The organism is Streptomyces sp. NPDC046939 (assembly GCF_040644575.1).
Classification (GTDB): Bacteria; Actinomycetota; Actinomycetes; order Streptomycetales; family Streptomycetaceae; genus Streptomyces.
In genome coordinates this window covers 36,604-51,937 of record NZ_JBEYWV010000029.1, presented here as the reverse complement: position 1 = coordinate 51,937, position 15,334 = coordinate 36,604, and the positions used below count along the sequence as shown (strand labels likewise).

Here is a 15,334-nt window from a genome sequence, read left to right as displayed (position 1 = left end):
GTCAGCGGGTGACGACGTGCCGCTCGTTCGGCACCGAGTGCGTCATCGTCAGGCCGCTGACGTCGCGCGGCGGGTTCTCGCCGAGACGGGCCAGGCGCGCCCGGTCCTCGTCCGTCAGGTCCTGGCTGGCCAGCGGCTCCAGGTGCGCGACGTCCTTCGGGGAGATGCCGAGCCCTTCGCCGACCTTGAGGCCCAGGTCGTTCTCGACGAGCAGGAAGTGCCAGACCATCCGCTCCTGGACCGCCCGGTCGCACTGCGACAGCAGGTCGGTGAAGTTCTTGACGAGGTCGTCGCGCTCCCACTGCTCCATGAGGCAGTAGCGCTGCCCCGCCTGGAGGTAGTCGTTGGTGCGCGGGATGCGCTTGCGGGTGAGCCTGCCGGTGATCTCCGGCCCGATCTCGTCGGGGATGGGGTACTGCGCCTCGCGCAGACCGCCGGTGATGGACGGCTCGTAGTTGACGATCGGGTTCTCGCCGCCCTGGTCGTTGTTGGAGTAGGCCATCTGGCCGTCGCGCTGGTTGGTGCGGACCCGGGCGTTCTTGGCCTGGTTGACGGGGAGCTGGAGGTAGTTGGCGCCGACCCGGTAGCGCTGGGTGTCGCTGTAGGAGAAGGTGCGGCCGACCAGCATCTTGTCGTCGGAGAAGTCGAGCCCGTCGACGAGGACGCCGGTGCCGAAGGAGATCTGCTCGTTCTCGGCGAAGTAGTCCTGCGGCATCCGGTCGAGGACCATCCGGCCGACCGGCTTCGGCGGGAACTCCTGCTCCGGCCAGACCTTCGTGTCGTCGAGCGGGTCGAAGTCCAGCTCGGGGTGGTCGTGGTCCTCCATGACCTGGACGAGCAGCTCCCACTCCGGGTAGTCGCCGCGGGCGACGGACTCGTAGAGGTCCTTGGTGGCGTGGCCGAGGCCGGCGGCCTGCACGTTGGCCGCGTCCTCCTCGGTCATGGAGCGGACACCCTGCTTGGGCATCCAGTGGTACTTCACGAGGACGCTCTCGCCGCTGTCGTTGACCCACTTGTACGTGTTGACGCCGAAACCCTGCATGTGGCGGTAGTCGGCGGGGATGCCGCGCGGGCTGAACAGGTTGATCAACATGTGCATCGACTCGGGGGTCTGCGACATGAAGTCGAAGATGCGGCGCGGCTGCTGCTCGAAGGTGACGGGGTCCGGCTTGAGGGAGTGGATGACGTCGGGGAACTTGATGGCGTCCCGGATGAAGAAGACGGCCAGGTTGTTGCCGACGAGGTCCCAGTTGCCGTCCTCGGTGTAGAACTTGACGGCGAAGCCGCGCGGGTCGCGGGCGGCCTCGGAGGAGTCGCGGCCGCCGATGACGGTGGAGAAACGGACGGCGACGTCGGTGCGCTTGCCGCGCTCCTGGAACAGCTTGGCGCGGGTGAAGCGGGAGATCGGCTCGTCGCCGAGGGTGCCGTACGCCTCGAAGTAGCCGTACGCGGTGACGCCGCGGGCGTGGACGACGCGCTCGGGGACCCGTTCGCGGTCGAAGTGGCTGATCTTCTCCAGGAACTGGTAGTTCTCCAGCGTGGCGGGGCCGCGGGCGCCGACGGTGCGCTGGTTCTGGTTGTCGTGGACCGGGTGTCCCTGCCGGTTGGTGAGCGTCTCGCGGTTGTCGTCCGGGGCGGGCCCCTTGCTCGCTACGTCCGTCACGTTCGTCGACTCCTTCGAAGCTTTACGTGTTCTTTGTCGTGGTTCATTTAGCTATGCCCACTTTTGTTGCGGCAAACAGCCCGGTCCCTCGCCGTCAGCCGACATAGCGACGGGCCGTCGAGTGCCTGCGCGCTTTCTCCAGCGCGACGAGACACGCCTCGACCCGCGCCGGGACGGGTGTCCGCTGCCTGAGTACCCAAGGCAGCCCCGCGAACGCCTCGGCGAAGGCCCGCACGGACGCCGCGTCGCGCGGCACGGTGCGCGCCAGGTGCGCCGTGCGGCGCAGGGCGGCCGGCCAGGGGCGGCGCAGCCACGTGAACCACAGGGTGTTGCGGATGCCGAGGACGCGCCGCACGGTGCTGTCCCGGGCGGGCGACGCGGCGTGGTGGATCGTCAGCTCCGGGACGTAGGCGAGCCAGTGGCCCCGGGTCAGGAGGTCGGTGGCGAGCAGCTCCTCCTCGCCGCCGAGGAACAGGCCCGGGTGGAAGCCGCCCGCGGCCTCGAACGCGTCGACGCGGATCACCGTGGCGGCGGCGAGGAACGAGCCGAGCGCGGGCCCCGGCAGCCAGTCCGGCCCGGTCAGCGGCGAGTCGCGCAACTCCGCGACCACCGGGTCCTCCTCCCCCGACGGCTCGACGACGATCCGGGCCGTGACGGCCGCCAGGGCCGGGTACGCGTCGAGCAGATCGGCGGCGCGGCGCAGCGAGCCGGGGTCCCACCAGGTGTCGTCGTCGCAGAACGCCACATACGGCGTCCGGACGCGGCGGACGGCGAGGTTGCGGCCGACCGCCCCCAGATTCCGCCCGGGACGCAACAGCTCCACCTCGGGGAAGAGCCGGGCGACCGCCTGGGCCGTGCCGTCGCGCGAGCCGTTGTCGGTGACGACCACGTGCGGCCGTTCGGGGAGGTCGCGCAGGATGCGCAGGGTGCGCAGGAGCTCCGGGCGGCGGTCCTGGGTGATCACGACGACGGCCGTACGGGGGTCGGGTCCGGCCGCGCCGGTCATGACCGCCACCCCTGTGCGGCCGTGGCGGGCCCGTCGAGGAGGCGGGCCGCGTGCTCGACCCGGGCGGGCAGCGGCCTGCGGTCCCTCAGCGCTGCGGGGAGCCGGGCCAGCGCGCCGCGCAGCGCGGTCGCGGCGTCCCGCTCGCCGCGCGCGGCCGCCGCGGCGAGCTGCGCGGTGGAGCGCAGGGCCACCGTGAGGGGGCGGCGGAGCCAGGCGGTGAGCAGGGCGTTGCGCCGCTGCACCGTCGTGCGGCCGGGGCGGGTGCCGGGGTCGGGGTGGTGGTGGGCGGTCACGGCCGGCTCGTAGGCCACGCCCCAGCCCCGGGCGGCCAGATCGTAGGCGAGCAGGGTCTCCTCGCCGCCGAAGAACAGCACCCGGTGGTAGCCGCCCGCGTCGAGGAACGCCCGGCGCCGCGCCACCGCCGCGCACGCGAGGAACCCGAGCACCGGGCGGCCCGGCAGGTCGGCGGCGCCAGGCAGGGGCGAGGCGGCGAGCACACGGTTGAGCGGGTCCTCGGCCTCCTCGGGGCCGACCAGGGTGCGGGCGGCCAGCAGGCCGAGGCGCGGATGCGCGTCGAGGAGGTCCGCGGCGACGTCCAGGGCGCCGGGCGCCCACCAGGAGTCGTCGTCGCTGAAGGCCACGTACGGGGTGGTGGCGTGGCGCACGGCGATGTTGCGGCCCAGCGCCCCGGTGTTGCGCCCGGCCGCGACCACGCGCGCACCCCCGTGATGCGCGCGGACCGCCTCCGCGGTGGCGTCCGTGGACCCGTTGTCCACGACGATGACGGGCGGCCGCTCGGGCAACGCGGCCAGCTCGTCGAGCACGCGCACGAGACTTTCGCGCCGGTTGCGGGTGATCACGGCCACGGTGGTGCGCGACGCGCTCGCGGCACTCATGCCGGGCCGCCTTCGCACGGCTTCCGCACAGGGCGGGACCTGCCGCCGCCGAGCACGCGCACGGGATCCTCGCGCCGGTTGCGGGTGATCAGGGCGACGGTGGTGCGCGACGCGCTCGCGGCGCTCATGCCGGGCCGTCCTTGGTCAGCTTCTGTACCGCGCGCAGTACGTCCTGCGGCGTCAGCTCGGCCGGGTCGCCGAGCTGGACGGACGGTACGCCGTACGGTCCCCGGCGCTCGGCCCGTGCGGGCGGGGAGCAGGTGGAGACGGTCGGGGTGCCGGTCGCGGCGGCGAGGTGGGCGGGGCCGGAGTCGGCCGCGACGACGATGTCGGCGGCGCGCACCACCCCGGTCAGCGTCCGCAGGTCGGTGCGGCCGCCGAGGTCGACGGCGACGCCGCCGCTGACCCGGCGGCACAGCTCGCTCTCGTCGGGGCCACCGGTGACGACGACCCGGTGTCCGGCGTCGGCGAGCAGGGCCACCGTCCCGGCCGCACGCCCGGCGTCCCAGCGGCGCTCCGCCGTCCCGGCGCCGGGGTGCAGCACGACGTAGGGGCCGTTGCCGGTGAGGCCGGTCGTGTCGGGGGCCGGGAGGACGCGGGGCCGGCCGTCGTCCCCGGCCCTGGGGGCGAACCCGAGGGCGGCGGCGAGATCGAGCCCCGCCTCGGCGTCGTGCCGGGCGGGCAGCCGCGGGTGGCCGACGTCGACGAGGGTGGCGGGGAGATCGGCACCCTCGGCCCCGATGCGGTGGACGCGGGCCATCCGCAGCAGCAGCGCGATCGGCAGGGGGCCGTGCGCGGAGGTGGGCAGGACGAGGGCGGTGTCGTACGCCGCGTCCCGCAACCGCCGCAGGAGGCCGTCGACGTCCGCCTCCTCGACCGTCGGCGGGCGGACGCCCTCCCACGGCGCGTCCCAGACGAGTACCTCGTCGACGCCGGGCAGCAGCGCGGCGGCGTCCGCGCCGCGCGGGCCGCACAGCAGCGTCACATGGTCGGCCCCCGCGGCGACCGCCCGCACCGCGGGACCGGCGAGGAGGACCCCGGTCATGCCGTCGAGGCACACGACGAGCGCCTTCACGACACGCTCCGGCCGGGCCGGCCGAGCTCGTCGAAGAACGCGGCGACGGTCCGCTTGAGCCCGTCCTCCCAGGAGATCCGGGGCGTCCAGCCGTACAGCTCGTGCGCGAACCCCGTCTGGGGCAGCGGCGCCGCGTCGGTCCCGGCGGGCGCGCCGCCGAACCGGAGGCGGGCGCGGGAGCCGGTCAGCTCGACGACCCGGCGGGCGATCCGCTCGACGGTCGCCCCGGGGTCGCCGCCGATGTCGACCGGGCGCACGGACCGGCTGGCGGCGACCAGGAGGATGCCGTCGACGGCGTCGGCGACGTAGCAGAGCGAGGGGGTCGCGCCGCCGTCACCGGGCACGGTCACCGTCTCCCCCTCCAGGGCCTGCCGGACGAGGGCGGGGATCAGCCCGCCGCCGTCGCGCGGGCCCATGCGCGGCCCGTAGAGGGGGAAGACGCGCACGATGCCCGCGTCGGCCTCCTGGGCGGCGGCGTGCCCGGTGGTCAGCTCCTCGCACCGGCGTTCCGACGCGTGCTGGGCGCAGGTGGAGACGAGCAGGAAGCGCGCGCCGTCCCGCTCGGCGACGGCGAGGGCGTTCCGCGTCGCCGTGGTGTCGGCGCCCGGTTCCACGAGGTGCAGGACGAGGTCGTAGGGCCCGGCGAGGGAGTCGGGGCAGCCGGGCCGGGCGAGGTCGCGCGGCAGGAACCGGAATCCGGGGCTGTCCGCGAGGTGCGCGAGGTCGTGGGCCGGGTCGGTCGCCTCGTCGTCCACGCAGTCGACGTCGACGCCCACGTCGAGCAGCCGCTCGCACAGGTGGGAGCCGAGGAATCCGGCGCCCGCCGTCACCAGGGCCCGGCCCCAGGGCGGCGGGGCGACCGGCGCGAGTGAGAACAAGGTCGGCGTCGTCATGGCGCACCCTTCCTTGCGAGAGCTTCCGGGGGTTTCCGAGGGGCGGGCTCTCAGGGCCAGGACGGTTCCCTGCGGGGGACGACGACCAGTTCGCCGATCACGCTGCCCGCCGGGACGGACAGCGCGTAGAGCACGGTGTCGGCCACGATGTCGGGGCTCTGCAACATGCTCAGGTCGGCGTCCGGGAAGCGTTCGAGGATGAACGGGGTGGCCATGCCGCCCGCGATGATGCCGGTGACGCCGATGCCGACGCAGTCGCGCTGCGCCTCCTGGAAGAGCGTGTGGGTGAAGGCGCGGAGCCCCGACTTGCCCGCCGCGTACGGGCCCGCCTCGGTCCAGGTCCGGTTCGCCGCCGTGGACAGGATGTTCACGATGTGGCCGCCGCCCCGGGCGATCATGCGCCGGTAGGTCTCCAGGCACAGGTACATGGGGCCGAGCAGGTTGGTGGTGACGACCCGTGTCACCTCGTCGGCCGTCAGGTGCTCGATCGGCTTGGAGACGTCGACGGCGGCGTTGTTGACGAGGATGTCGACCGGCCGCCCGGCCTCCTCCAGGTCCGTGAAGACGGCGGCGACCGCCGCGGGGTCCCGTACGTCCATCTCCACGAACCGGGCGTCGTGCCCCTGGCCGGTCAGCTCGTCGCAGAGCCCCTGGGCCAGGTCCGCCCGGACGTCGGCGACGAGGACGGCCGCTCCCGCCCCGGCCAGCCTCCTGGCGATGGAGGCGCCGAGGCCCCGGGCGGCGCCGGTCACCAGCGCCCGTTTGCCGCGGAGGTCGGCTTGCGCTGCGTCGCCCATGACTGTGCCTTTCGTCGGGCTGTCCCTCGCGGCGCACGCTGTGTGACCGCTCCTCCTCCCACTGTGACGCGGGGTGCGCCGCACGGCATGTCGGCGCGGGAGCCCGGACGGCCCCGATGCCGGTCCCGGGGTGCGTGTGAGCAAGCACACCAGAAGCGCCAAACCGCGCGCTGCGTACGGGAATTGGGCTTGTTCCGGGTCATCGGCGCCGGAGCCGCCGAGAAGCGTCCCCGCCGCGTCTGCCACCATGGTCGTCGCCGTACTCCGGAGCATCCGCCGCCGCGCAATGACGGGCCGCACGGGATGACCAGCCGATCGCACGGCGTCCGATCCCCCGCCTGAGTCCCCCTCGGACCCGGCCCCGCGTCTCCCGAGTGCTCCTGTGTCTTCCTCACCTTTCTCGCGCCCTGCGCGCCTCCCGCGCTTCCCGCGCGCCCTCTCCGCTCCGTCCCGCACCTCCCCGTGGCGGTCCCTGCGGTACCGGTCCATGCGCTGGTGGTCCGTGGCCAACCTCGTGTCGAACGCCGGTACGTGGATGCAGCTCACGGTGCAGAACCTGCTGGTCCTGCAGATCACCGGGTCCGCCGCCGCGACCGGCCTGTCCATGTCGGTGCAGGCGGCGCCCGCGCTGCTGATGAGCGTGGTGGGCGGCGCGGCCGTCGACCGGCTGCCCCGCAGGCTCACCGCCGCCGTCAGCCAGGCCGTGCTCGGCGCGATCGCCTTCGCCACGGCCGCCCTGGTGGCGACCGGACGGCTCGACCTGACCCTGCTGATGGTGCTCGCCGCCGTCACCGGGGTCGTCGCCACGGTCGACGGGCCCGCCTGCGCCCTGCTCGGCAACGACCTCGTGCCGCCGGAGGACGTGCCCTCCGCCATCGGGGTGGGCTCCCTCGTCCACAGCGCGGGCCGTCTCGCCGGCGCGGCGCTCGGCGGCGTCACCGTCGGCTTCCTCGGCACGGCCGCCGCGTACGCGGCCAACGGGGTGTCGTTCCTCTTCGTGGCCTCGGTCATCCCGTTCCTGCGCCCGGCGTACGGGGCGGTGCGCTCCGCCGTGCCCGGCCCCGCCCGGGACGCCGCCGAACAGGTGGGCGCGGACATGACGGTGCGCCAGGGTCTGCTGTTCTTCCTGCGCCGTCCGCGCCTCGTGGCCCTCGCGGGTGTCACCGGCATCAGCGCGGTCCTCGGCCGGAACTACAACCTGACCCTGGCCGTGCTCGTCACGGGCCCGCTCGCCGGGGGCGCCGGATCGTTCGGCACGGTCTCCACGGTCCTCGCCGTCGGCGGGATCGTGGGCGCGGTGCTCGGGGCGCGGCTGCGCAGGCCGTCGGTGCGGCTCGTGGGGACGCTGGCCGCCGCGGGCGGACTGCTCCAGGCCATCGCGGGCCTCGCGCCGTCGTTCGCCGTCCTGCTCGTCCTCGTCCTGCCGATGGCGGTCGTGGAGACCGTCTCCGACACCGCGGGCACCACCGTCCTCCAGACCGATCCGCCCGCGCACCTGCGGGGCCGTGTCCTCGGGGTCTGGGGCAGCGTCAGCACGGTGTGGGGCCTGGCGGGGCCGCCCGCGCTCGGCCTCCTCATGGAGCTGGCCGGGGCGCGCGGCGCCCTGGTCTCCGGCGGTCTGCTGATTGCCGTATCGATCGCGGCGGGGCACCTGCTGCGCGGACGCCGGATCACCGCGCCGGTCGTCCTGCGCACGGAGGAGCACGAGGTGACGGCGCGGCCGGCCCTCGGCACGGCCGCCTAACGGCTCCTCGTCATGGAGCGTTGCCGCGCGGGCAGGTCCCGTACGGCGTCGACGACCTCCCCGGGCGTGATGCGCAGGAGGCGTGCGTCCGGGCGGTCGCCGTGGGCGTCGCCGGGGCGTGGCGCGTCGTCGGGGTCGGGGTGCCACAGGATGCGGTGGCGCGGATCGGGCGGCGGCCCCCACAGGCGCGGGGCGACCGGCCCGAACAGGACGACCGACGGGGTGCCCAGCGCGGTCGCGAGGTGGGCGAGGCCCGTGTCGCCGACGATCACGCAGCGGGCGTGCGCGACGAGCGCCGCCAGCCGGTCGAACGGTACGTCCGCCGCGCCGCCGATCACGGCGCGGCCGGGCAGCCCGGCCTCCGCCGCCACCGTGCGGGCGAGCGCCTCCTCCCCCGCCCCCGCCGTCACGACCACCTCGTGCCCGTCGGCCCGCAGCGCGGCGGCCACGGCGGCGAACCGCTCCGGCGGCCAGCGGCGGGCGGCGGCGTCGGCGCCGGGGTGCACGATCACCGCGCCGGGCGCCGGGGAGGGTGTCGCGGGCGGCTCGATCAGCAGGTCCGCGGGGTCGGCGTCGACGCCGTACCAGGAGAGCAGGCGACACCACCGCTCCCGCTCGTGCTCGTCGTCGCGCCAGGCCGGGCCCTCGATGCCGGGCGTGCCGGGGTGCGCGTACGCGAACAGGCGCCGGGGCCGCAGCCGGTGCAGCAGCAGATGGCTGGGCGGCCCGTTGCCGTGCAGGTCGACCGCGAGATCGGGCGGCGGCCCCGTCCAGTCGAGGGCGGCGGGAACCTCGCGCCCCGTGGCGGTCGTGGGCAACAGCCGGTCCACGAGCCCGGTCACCGCGGCGAGCGCACCAAGCCGCGCAGGCGCCGCGAGCACGATCTCATGCCCGGCCCACCTGCGACGCAGAGCACGCAACGCCGGCACAACGACCAAAAGATCCCCAAGCCCGAGAGCACGCAGGACGAGGAGGCGGGGGCGATTGGGAGGTGGCGACGAGGTCGCGGCTGTCTCGTACGTGGGGCGGTCGCGGGGCGGCGCCGAGGATGCGGCAGTCTCGCACGTGGGGCGGTCACGGGAGGACGCGGCTGCCTCGCGCGTGGCGCGCCCGGCCTGCGCGTCCTCCGGCCCGGCGTCACCTTGCCGCGCCACCCCCATGAAGCGGGGCCCAGCGGCACGGGACGACGCCGAAAGTCCGGCTGTCTCGTACATGGCGCCCCCAGCCAGCAGGCCCTCCGACCCGTGGCTGCCCTCCCGCGCCACCCTCATGACACGGTCCCCGGCGGGGCGCGGTGGCGACGAGGGGACGGCTGTCTCGTACGTGGCGCCCCCGGCCTGCGGGTCCTCCGGCCCGTGGCCGCCCTCCGGCGCCACTCTCATGACACGGTCCCCGGCGGCACGGGGTGGCGCCGAGGGCACGGCTGTCTCGCGCCTGGCGCCCCCGGCCTGCGGGTCCTCCGGCCCGGCGCCGCCTTCCCCCGCAACCCTCACGACACGGCCCCCGATGGCACGGGCCGACGACGAGGGCGCCGCTGTCTCGTACATGGCACCCCCAACCAGCGCGTCCCCCGACCCGGCGCCGCCATCCCGCCGCGCCGCCCTCACGACACAGCCCCCGGCGGCGCCGCGACGGCCGCTGCGCGGCGGGCCAGGGATGTGGTGGAGCGGCCGTCCAGGTAGGGCAGGACGACCGCCTGGCCGCCCCATGCCCGCAGTGTCCGTGCCTCGGGCAGGTCCTGTACCGAGTAGTCGCCGCCCTTGACCCACACGTCCGGCCGCAGCTGGGCTAGCAGCTTCTGGGGGGTGTCCTCCTCGAACACGGCGACGGCGTCGACGCTGCCGAGCGCGCGCAGGACGCGGACGCGGTCCGCCTCCTTGTTGAGCGGCCGCCCCGGGCCCTTGCGGCGGGCCAGGGAGGCGTCGGAGTTGAGGCACACGATGAGGCAGTCGCCGATGCGCCGGGCGCTCTCCAGGAGGCCGACGTGGCCCGCGTGCAGGAGGTCGAAGCAGCCGCCGGTGGCCACGACGGTGCCGCCGCGCGCCCGGACCCGTTCGGCGAGGGCGAACGCGTCGGTGACCGGCGGTTCCTCAGCGCGCGGCACGGCGGACGCGCGCCACAGGTCGGGGTTGCCCGCGCCGCCCGCCGACACGAACGCGGCGGCCTCCGCGACGGCCCGTTGCAGCGCCTCCTCGGGGAGCGCGCCGTCGGCGAGGACGGCGGCCGTCGTCGCGGCGAAGCAGTCCCCGGCGCCGCACGGGTCGCCGGACGCGCGGTACGGCGGCGGTACGAGCATCGGCGTACCGGAGCCGGGGCGGGTCAGGAGGACTCCGCGTTCGCCGAGGGTCACCGCGACCCCCGCGGCCTGCCAGCGGGCGGCGAGTTCGGTGCCGCGCGCGGCGTACGCGCCGAGGCTCTCGTCGCCCCCGGGGCACAGGGCGCGGCTCTCCGCCGCGTTGGGGGTGACGAGCCGCGCGCCCGGCACGGGCCCGTCGCCCTTGGGGTGCGGGTCCCAGACGAGCGGGGTGTGCGCGGCGACCGCCGCCAGGTGGGTGCGGACGGCGCTCGCCGTGCCGCGGCCGTAGTCGGCGACGAGCACGGCGTGGGCACGGTCGAGCGCCTCGCGCACGGCGGCGTCGGGCTCGCCGGGGGTGCCGCCGCCGCGGTCGATGCGTACGAGGGGCCGCCCGGCGGCGAGGACACGGGTCTTGACGGGGAGCGTACCGTCGAGGGGCAGTTCGACGAGCCGTACGCGTCCCGCCAGTCCCCGGCGTACGGCTTCGCTGGCGTCGTCGTCGCCGAGCGCGGTGACGAGGACGACCTCGCGTCCGCCGCGGGCGGCGAGCGCGGCGGCGAGGCCCGCACCGCCGGGGTGGCGGCGGTCCGCGGTGACGTCGACGACGGGCGCGGGGGCGTCGGGGGCAAGGCGGGTGGCGACGCCCTCGATGTCCTCGTCGAGGAGGACATCCCCGACGACGACGAGCGGCTTCGGCCCGGCCGGGGCGGTCACGAGAGGGCCCCGGGGACGGGGACCACGTGCGGCGCGGTCCGGCCGACGGTCGCCGCGACGGGCCCGGGGAGCGCCGCGTCGAACGCCTCGCACAGCAGGTGCACGGCGACGAGGTGGGCCTCCTGCACGGTGGCGGTGGTGTCGCCGTCGATGTGCAGGACTTCGTCGGCGGCCTCGCCGAGCGGGTTGGGGCCGGGCCCGGTGAGCGCCCAGACCCGCAGCCCGGCGGTCCGCCCGGCGACGGCGGCGGTGATCAGGTTGGCGCTGCGCCCCGAGGTGGAGAGCAGCATGAGGATGTCGCCGGGCCTGCCGTGCGCGGTGACCTGGCGGGCGAAGACGTGGTCGAAGCCGTAGTCGTTGCCGATCGCGGTCATCGCGGAGGTCTCCGCGTGCAGGGAGATCGCCGAGTACGCGGGCCGCTCGTGGCGGTACCGGCCGACCAGCTCCGCCGTCAGGTGCTGGGCCTGTGCGGCGCTGCCGCCGTTGCCCGCGGCGAGGAGGCGGCTGCCCGCGGGCAGCGCGGCGGCGAGCCGGCCGCCCCACTCCGCGATCCGCCCGAGGCTCTCCCGCCGCAGCCGGCCGAGGGCCTGCTCCAGGGAACGGCAGTGCGCGTGGGCGGCGTCGAATGCGGATGTTTCACTCATATCGGCTCGGGCGTACCGCGCCCTCGGGGGGCGTCGGCGGGCCCGCACCTCCTTCGGGGAGAGAGGGCGAGAAGAGGCGGTCGGATGGGACGGACGCGGGAAGCGGGGCGCCCGGGGCGGGGCTCACACCGCGCCCACCCCGCTCGCCACCGGCAGGGCGTCGAGGACGTCGCAGTACGCCGTCTCCGTCGCGGCGGCGACGCGGTCCCAGCCGAAGCGGCGCAGGACCCGGCGGCGTCCGGCCTCGCCGCTCGCCTCGCGGGTCGCCGGGTCGGCCAGGAGTTCGGCGACGGCGCGGGCGAGCGCCCGCGGGTCGCGGGGCGGGACGAGGCGGCCGGTCGCGGGGTCGGCGACCGTGTCGAGCTGGCCGCCGACCGCGCTGGCGACGACCGGCCGGCCGCAGGCCATCGCCTCCAGCGGGACGATGCCGAACGGCTCGTAGTCGGCGGGGCACACCACCACGTCGGCCGCGCGCAGCAGCGACGGCACGTCGGCGCTGGGCACGCCGCCCGTGAAGCGGACCCGGTCGGCGACGCCGGTGCGGCGGGCGAGCGCGCGCAGCCGGCGCACCTCGGGGTCGTGGCCGAGCCGCTCGGCGGGCGGCCCGCCGACGATCACCAGCTCCGTCTCGGGCAACTGGGCGAGTGCGGCGATCGACACGGCGGCGCCCTTGCGGGGCACGAGCCGCCCGAGTTGCAGCACTTGGTGGCGCTGGTCGCCGCGCGCGGCGACCGGCCCGCGCGGGGTGAACAGTTCGGTGTCGACCCCGCAGGGCACGATGCCGACCTTGCTCTCCGGGACGCCCATGCGGCCCAGCTCGGCGACCTCGTCGCGGCAGGTCGCGATGATCCGCTCGCAGCCGAGTCCGACCTCCGTCTCCAGGGCGATCCGCTGCGGCGGGCTGGGGTCGGCGAGCCGCTGGTGGCGCCGCTTCACCGTGCCGAGCGCGTGGTAGGTGTGCAGCAGCGGGAGCCCGAGCCGCCGGGTCGCCCACAGCGAGGCGAGCCCGGACATCCAGAAGTGCGAGTGCACCACGTCGGGCGGCCGGTCGCGCCAGACGCGGGCCAGGTAGCGGCCGAACGCGTCCATGTGCGGCAGGAGTTCGTCCTTGGGGATCTGCTCGGGCGGCCCGGCGGGCACGTGGTGGACGCGCACCCCGGCGCGCAGCGACGTCTCCTCGGGCAGTTCGCGCGCGTCGCGGCGGGTGTAGACGGTGACCCGGTGCCCGCGGTCGGCGAGCGCGCCCGCGAGGGCGGCGACGTGCACGTTCTGCCCGCCCGCGTCGACGCCGCCGAGTGCGGCGAGCGGGCTGGCGTGCTCCGAGACGAGCGCGATGGACAGCGCCCCCGTCGCGACGGGCGGCGCGCCGAACGTGCCGCTGTCGAAGGGGCCGAGGGACGAGGTCATGAGCGGGCCTCCGTCATCACGCGCTCCCAGTCGGCGAGGAAGCGCTTGAGTCCGTACCGGTCGAGTGCGGCCTGCCGGGCGCGGGCCCCGTCCTCGGCCGCCGCCTCCGGCTCCTCCAGGTAGTGGCGGGCGGCGCGGGCGAGCACGTCGGGGCGGGTGGAGAGCGTGCCGGTGCCGGCGGGGATCGCCTCCACGGCCTCCGTGGTGGCGAGCGCCACGACGGGCATGCCGAGGTGCATCGCTTCGAGGAGCGAGAGGCCGAGCGAGGTCCAGCGCACGGGGTGCAGGTAGAGGCGGCGCTCGGCGAGGGCCGCGTGCAGTTCGCTCTGCGGCAGGTCGGCGGCGCGGCACCGCTCCTCGGGCAGGCCGAGGTGTGCGGCGAGCCCTTCGGTGCGCATGCCGAAGACGTCGAGCGGGGCCGCCTCGCTCAGCGCGGGCAGCAGGTCGGTGCCGGTGTACCGGCCGCGCCGCACGGGTTCGTTGACGACGACCGCGGCGCGGGCGATCCGCCCGGTGTAGAGGTGGCCCGGGTCGACGATGCCGTGCTCGATCACCTCCGTACGGGTCGATCCGCAGTCCCAGAACAGGTGGTTGAAGTGGGTGACGTGGACGAGGGTGAGGTCGTCGCGGTCGGCGCACGGGTGGCGGGTGTTGGGGACGTCGCCGTCGGGCGCATTGTGCTCCAGGTAGACGGCGGGGACGTCGCGTCCGGGGCGGCGGCCGCCCAGCCAGCGTTCGGCGAGCTCCAGTTCGTGGGGGCGCTGGAGCAGGACCAGGTCCACGTCGGCGTCGCGCAGCTCCTCGGGCGTGACCTCGCGGACGGAGGCGGGCCAGGAGAACGTCTCCGCCCGTCCGAGCCCGTCCGGGTCGCGGCCGGGTGTCACCGGAACGAGGTAGGTGTGCGGGCCTTGGACGAACGCGGTCGTCCAGGAGCCGTGCACGTGCCACAACAGGATGTTCATACGGTCGCTCCTCGTTCCGTTGTCCGGCAGGGGACGCCGTCGGCGAGCGCTGCCACGGCCTTCAGGACCTCCGCGTCGCCGACCCCGTCGAGGCAGGGGTGGCCCGGCAGGGGGCAGTGCCGCGCCCGGCTGTCCGCGCAGGGCGCGCGCTGGTCGCCGAGCAGCACGTGCGGGACGCCGTACGGGCCCCAGCGCTCGGCCGGCACCACCGGCGCGAACAGGCACGCGACGGGTGTGCCGACGGCGGCGGCGAGATGGCCGGGCCCGGTGTTGCCGACCACCGCGACCCGTGCCCCCGCGAGCACGCCCGCGAGGTGCGGCAGGTCGGTGGCGCCGCCGAGGTCGAGGGCATGGCGCCCGGCGACCTTCGCGGTCAGCTCCCGCTCCCCGGGACCGCCGGTGACGACGACGCGGTGGCCGTCGGCGGCGAGCGCGGCGGCGGCGCGGGCGGCGCGTCCCGGGCTCCAGGCGCGGGCGGGGACGGCGGCGCCGGGGTGCAGCACGACGTACGGCTCGGGCCCGGTGAGCGCGGTGGTGTCGGGGGGTTCGGTGACGTGCAGCGCGCCGTCGTCCCCGTCGGGCAGGGCGAACCCGGCGGCGCGGGCGAGGTCGAGGGCCGCCGTCGCCTCGTGGCGGTGGGCCCTGCGGTGGTGGCGCAGGTCGAGGAGGGTGCCGGGGTAGTCGACGCAGTCGGCGCCGGTCCAGCCGACCCCGGCGAGCTTCAGGAGCAGGGCGATGGGCAGCGGGCTCTGGTGGAAGGAGACCAGGACGAGCGCCCGGTCGAACCGCCCCGCCGCGACCGCCTCGACGACCTCCCGCGTCGCCGCGCGCGACACGGGGGCCGGTTCGAGCCCGACCCAGGGGGCGTCGTGCACGAGGACGTCGTCGACACCGGGCAGCATCCGCCCCGCGTCGGCCCCCTGCGGTCCGCACAGCAGGGCGGTGTACGAGGACCCGGCGGCGACGGCCCGCACGGCGGGCCCGGCGAGCAACACGTCACCGGCGCTGTCGAGCCGGACGACGAGAGTACGGGGCTTCGTCATCGCCGCACCTCCCCGGAGGCCGGGGCCCGGGAGCACGCCAGGGCGAGCCGCACCGCGCTCAGCAGCACGGGCGCCCCGACATCCGCCGCCACGGCCCGCACACCGGACCGCGCGAGCAGCACGACCAGCGGACGCGGAAGAGTACGGGTGCCAGTCATCGCCGCACCTCCCCCGCCACCGGGGTGCGAGCGCAC

Annotated in this window: 15 protein-coding genes; 1 reads left to right on the top strand and 14 read right to left on the bottom strand. The window is 76.0% G+C overall.

The window, feature by feature from the left end; all coding sequences use genetic code 11:
- Window position 1: 1 nt before the first annotated feature.
- The 7 genes from ABZ877_RS28395 to ABZ877_RS28365 form a co-directional block, all read right to left on the bottom strand.
- Window positions 2-1,663, bottom strand: a complete 1,662-nt coding sequence (locus ABZ877_RS28395) for a catalase (protein ID WP_361076417.1) — start codon at window positions 1,661-1,663, stop codon at window positions 2-4.
- A gap of 94 nt (window positions 1,664-1,757) precedes the next feature.
- Complete coding sequence (locus tag ABZ877_RS28390) at window positions 1,758-2,669, bottom strand: glycosyltransferase (RefSeq protein WP_361076414.1); 912 nt, start codon at window positions 2,667-2,669, stop codon at window positions 1,758-1,760.
- A complete protein-coding gene (locus ABZ877_RS28385) occupies window positions 2,666-3,565 on the bottom strand; it encodes a glycosyltransferase (RefSeq protein WP_361076411.1) in 900 nt (299 codons plus the stop codon). The genes ABZ877_RS28390 and ABZ877_RS28385 overlap by 4 nt, the downstream gene beginning before the upstream one ends.
- The gene (locus ABZ877_RS28380; protein WP_361076408.1) at window positions 3,562-3,693 is read right to left on the bottom strand and encodes a hypothetical protein; all 132 of its coding nucleotides are present in this window, start codon (window positions 3,691-3,693) and stop codon (window positions 3,562-3,564) included. The genes ABZ877_RS28385 and ABZ877_RS28380 overlap by 4 nt, the downstream gene beginning before the upstream one ends.
- Window positions 3,690-4,640, bottom strand: a complete 951-nt coding sequence (locus ABZ877_RS28375) for a glycosyltransferase family 9 protein (RefSeq protein WP_361076405.1) — start codon at window positions 4,638-4,640, stop codon at window positions 3,690-3,692. The genes ABZ877_RS28380 and ABZ877_RS28375 overlap by 4 nt, the downstream gene beginning before the upstream one ends.
- Window positions 4,637-5,533, bottom strand: a complete 897-nt coding sequence (locus tag ABZ877_RS28370) for an NAD-dependent epimerase/dehydratase family protein (protein ID WP_361076404.1) — start codon at window positions 5,531-5,533, stop codon at window positions 4,637-4,639. Before ABZ877_RS28370 ends, ABZ877_RS28375 begins: the two co-directional genes overlap by 4 nt.
- Window positions 5,534-5,583: 50 nt before the next feature.
- The gene (locus ABZ877_RS28365) at window positions 5,584-6,330 is read right to left on the bottom strand and encodes an SDR family oxidoreductase (RefSeq protein ID WP_361076401.1); all 747 of its coding nucleotides are present in this window, start codon (window positions 6,328-6,330) and stop codon (window positions 5,584-5,586) included.
- 487 nt (window positions 6,331-6,817) lie between these two features.
- Between ABZ877_RS28365 and ABZ877_RS28360 the strand changes: the two genes are divergently transcribed.
- Window positions 6,818-8,074, top strand: coding sequence for an MFS transporter (locus tag ABZ877_RS28360; protein WP_361076398.1), 1,257 nt, complete (start codon window positions 6,818-6,820; stop codon window positions 8,072-8,074).
- Here the strand turns inward: ABZ877_RS28360 and ABZ877_RS28355 are convergent.
- The 7 genes from ABZ877_RS28355 to ABZ877_RS28325 form a co-directional block, all read right to left on the bottom strand.
- A complete protein-coding gene (locus ABZ877_RS28355) occupies window positions 8,071-9,012 on the bottom strand; it encodes a glycosyltransferase family 9 protein (RefSeq protein WP_361076395.1) in 942 nt (313 codons plus the stop codon). The genes ABZ877_RS28360 and ABZ877_RS28355 overlap by 4 nt on opposite strands.
- A 665-nt stretch (window positions 9,013-9,677) precedes the next feature.
- Window positions 9,678-11,084 (bottom strand): D-glycero-beta-D-manno-heptose 1-phosphate adenylyltransferase, encoded by a 1,407-nt coding sequence (gene rfaE2, locus ABZ877_RS28350; protein ID WP_361076392.1) that lies wholly within the window; start codon window positions 11,082-11,084, stop codon window positions 9,678-9,680.
- The gene (locus ABZ877_RS28345) at window positions 11,081-11,728 is read right to left on the bottom strand and encodes an SIS domain-containing protein (protein WP_361076389.1); all 648 of its coding nucleotides are present in this window, start codon (window positions 11,726-11,728) and stop codon (window positions 11,081-11,083) included. The genes rfaE2 and ABZ877_RS28345 overlap by 4 nt, the downstream gene beginning before the upstream one ends.
- Before the next feature lie 123 nt (window positions 11,729-11,851).
- Window positions 11,852-13,135, bottom strand: a complete 1,284-nt coding sequence (locus tag ABZ877_RS28340) for a glycosyltransferase (RefSeq protein ID WP_361076386.1) — start codon at window positions 13,133-13,135, stop codon at window positions 11,852-11,854.
- Window positions 13,132-14,097 carry a glycosyltransferase gene (locus tag ABZ877_RS28335; RefSeq protein ID WP_361076383.1) on the bottom strand — a complete coding sequence of 322 codons (966 nt, stop codon included), beginning with the start codon at window positions 14,095-14,097 and terminating at the stop codon, window positions 13,132-13,134. Before ABZ877_RS28335 ends, ABZ877_RS28340 begins: the two co-directional genes overlap by 4 nt.
- Window positions 14,094-15,140: a glycosyltransferase family 9 protein gene (locus ABZ877_RS28330; protein WP_361076380.1), complete on the bottom strand. Its 1,047-nt coding sequence runs from the start codon at window positions 15,138-15,140 to the stop codon at window positions 14,094-14,096. Before ABZ877_RS28330 ends, ABZ877_RS28335 begins: the two co-directional genes overlap by 4 nt.
- The gene (locus ABZ877_RS28325) at window positions 15,137-15,298 is read right to left on the bottom strand and encodes a hypothetical protein (protein ID WP_361076377.1); all 162 of its coding nucleotides are present in this window, start codon (window positions 15,296-15,298) and stop codon (window positions 15,137-15,139) included. Before ABZ877_RS28325 ends, ABZ877_RS28330 begins: the two co-directional genes overlap by 4 nt.
- Window positions 15,299-15,334: the final 36 nt, after the last annotated feature.

Coding starts and splice junctions, on each gene's coding strand:
- ABZ877_RS28390 (WP_361076414.1), bottom strand. CDS start 2,669: ATGACCGGCGCGGCCGGACCCGACCCCCGTACGGCCGTCGTCGTGATC.
- ABZ877_RS28385 (WP_361076411.1), bottom strand. CDS start 3,565: ATGAGTGCCGCGAGCGCGTCGCGCACCACCGTGGCCGTGATCACCCGC.
- ABZ877_RS28380 (WP_361076408.1), bottom strand. CDS start 3,693: ATGAGCGCCGCGAGCGCGTCGCGCACCACCGTCGCCCTGATCACCCGC.
- ABZ877_RS28370 (WP_361076404.1), bottom strand. CDS start 5,533: ATGACGACGCCGACCTTGTTCTCACTCGCGCCGGTCGCCCCGCCGCCC.
- ABZ877_RS28365 (WP_361076401.1), bottom strand. CDS start 6,330: ATGGGCGACGCAGCGCAAGCCGACCTCCGCGGCAAACGGGCGCTGGTG.
- ABZ877_RS28360 (WP_361076398.1), top strand. CDS start 6,818: ATGCGCTGGTGGTCCGTGGCCAACCTCGTGTCGAACGCCGGTACGTGG.
- ABZ877_RS28345 (WP_361076389.1), bottom strand. CDS start 11,728: ATGAGTGAAACATCCGCATTCGACGCCGCCCACGCGCACTGCCGTTCC.
- ABZ877_RS28340 (WP_361076386.1), bottom strand. CDS start 13,135: ATGACCTCGTCCCTCGGCCCCTTCGACAGCGGCACGTTCGGCGCGCCG.
- ABZ877_RS28335 (WP_361076383.1), bottom strand. CDS start 14,097: ATGAACATCCTGTTGTGGCACGTGCACGGCTCCTGGACGACCGCGTTC.
- ABZ877_RS28330 (WP_361076380.1), bottom strand. CDS start 15,140: ATGACGAAGCCCCGTACTCTCGTCGTCCGGCTCGACAGCGCCGGTGAC.
- ABZ877_RS28325 (WP_361076377.1), bottom strand. CDS start 15,298: ATGACTGGCACCCGTACTCTTCCGCGTCCGCTGGTCGTGCTGCTCGCG.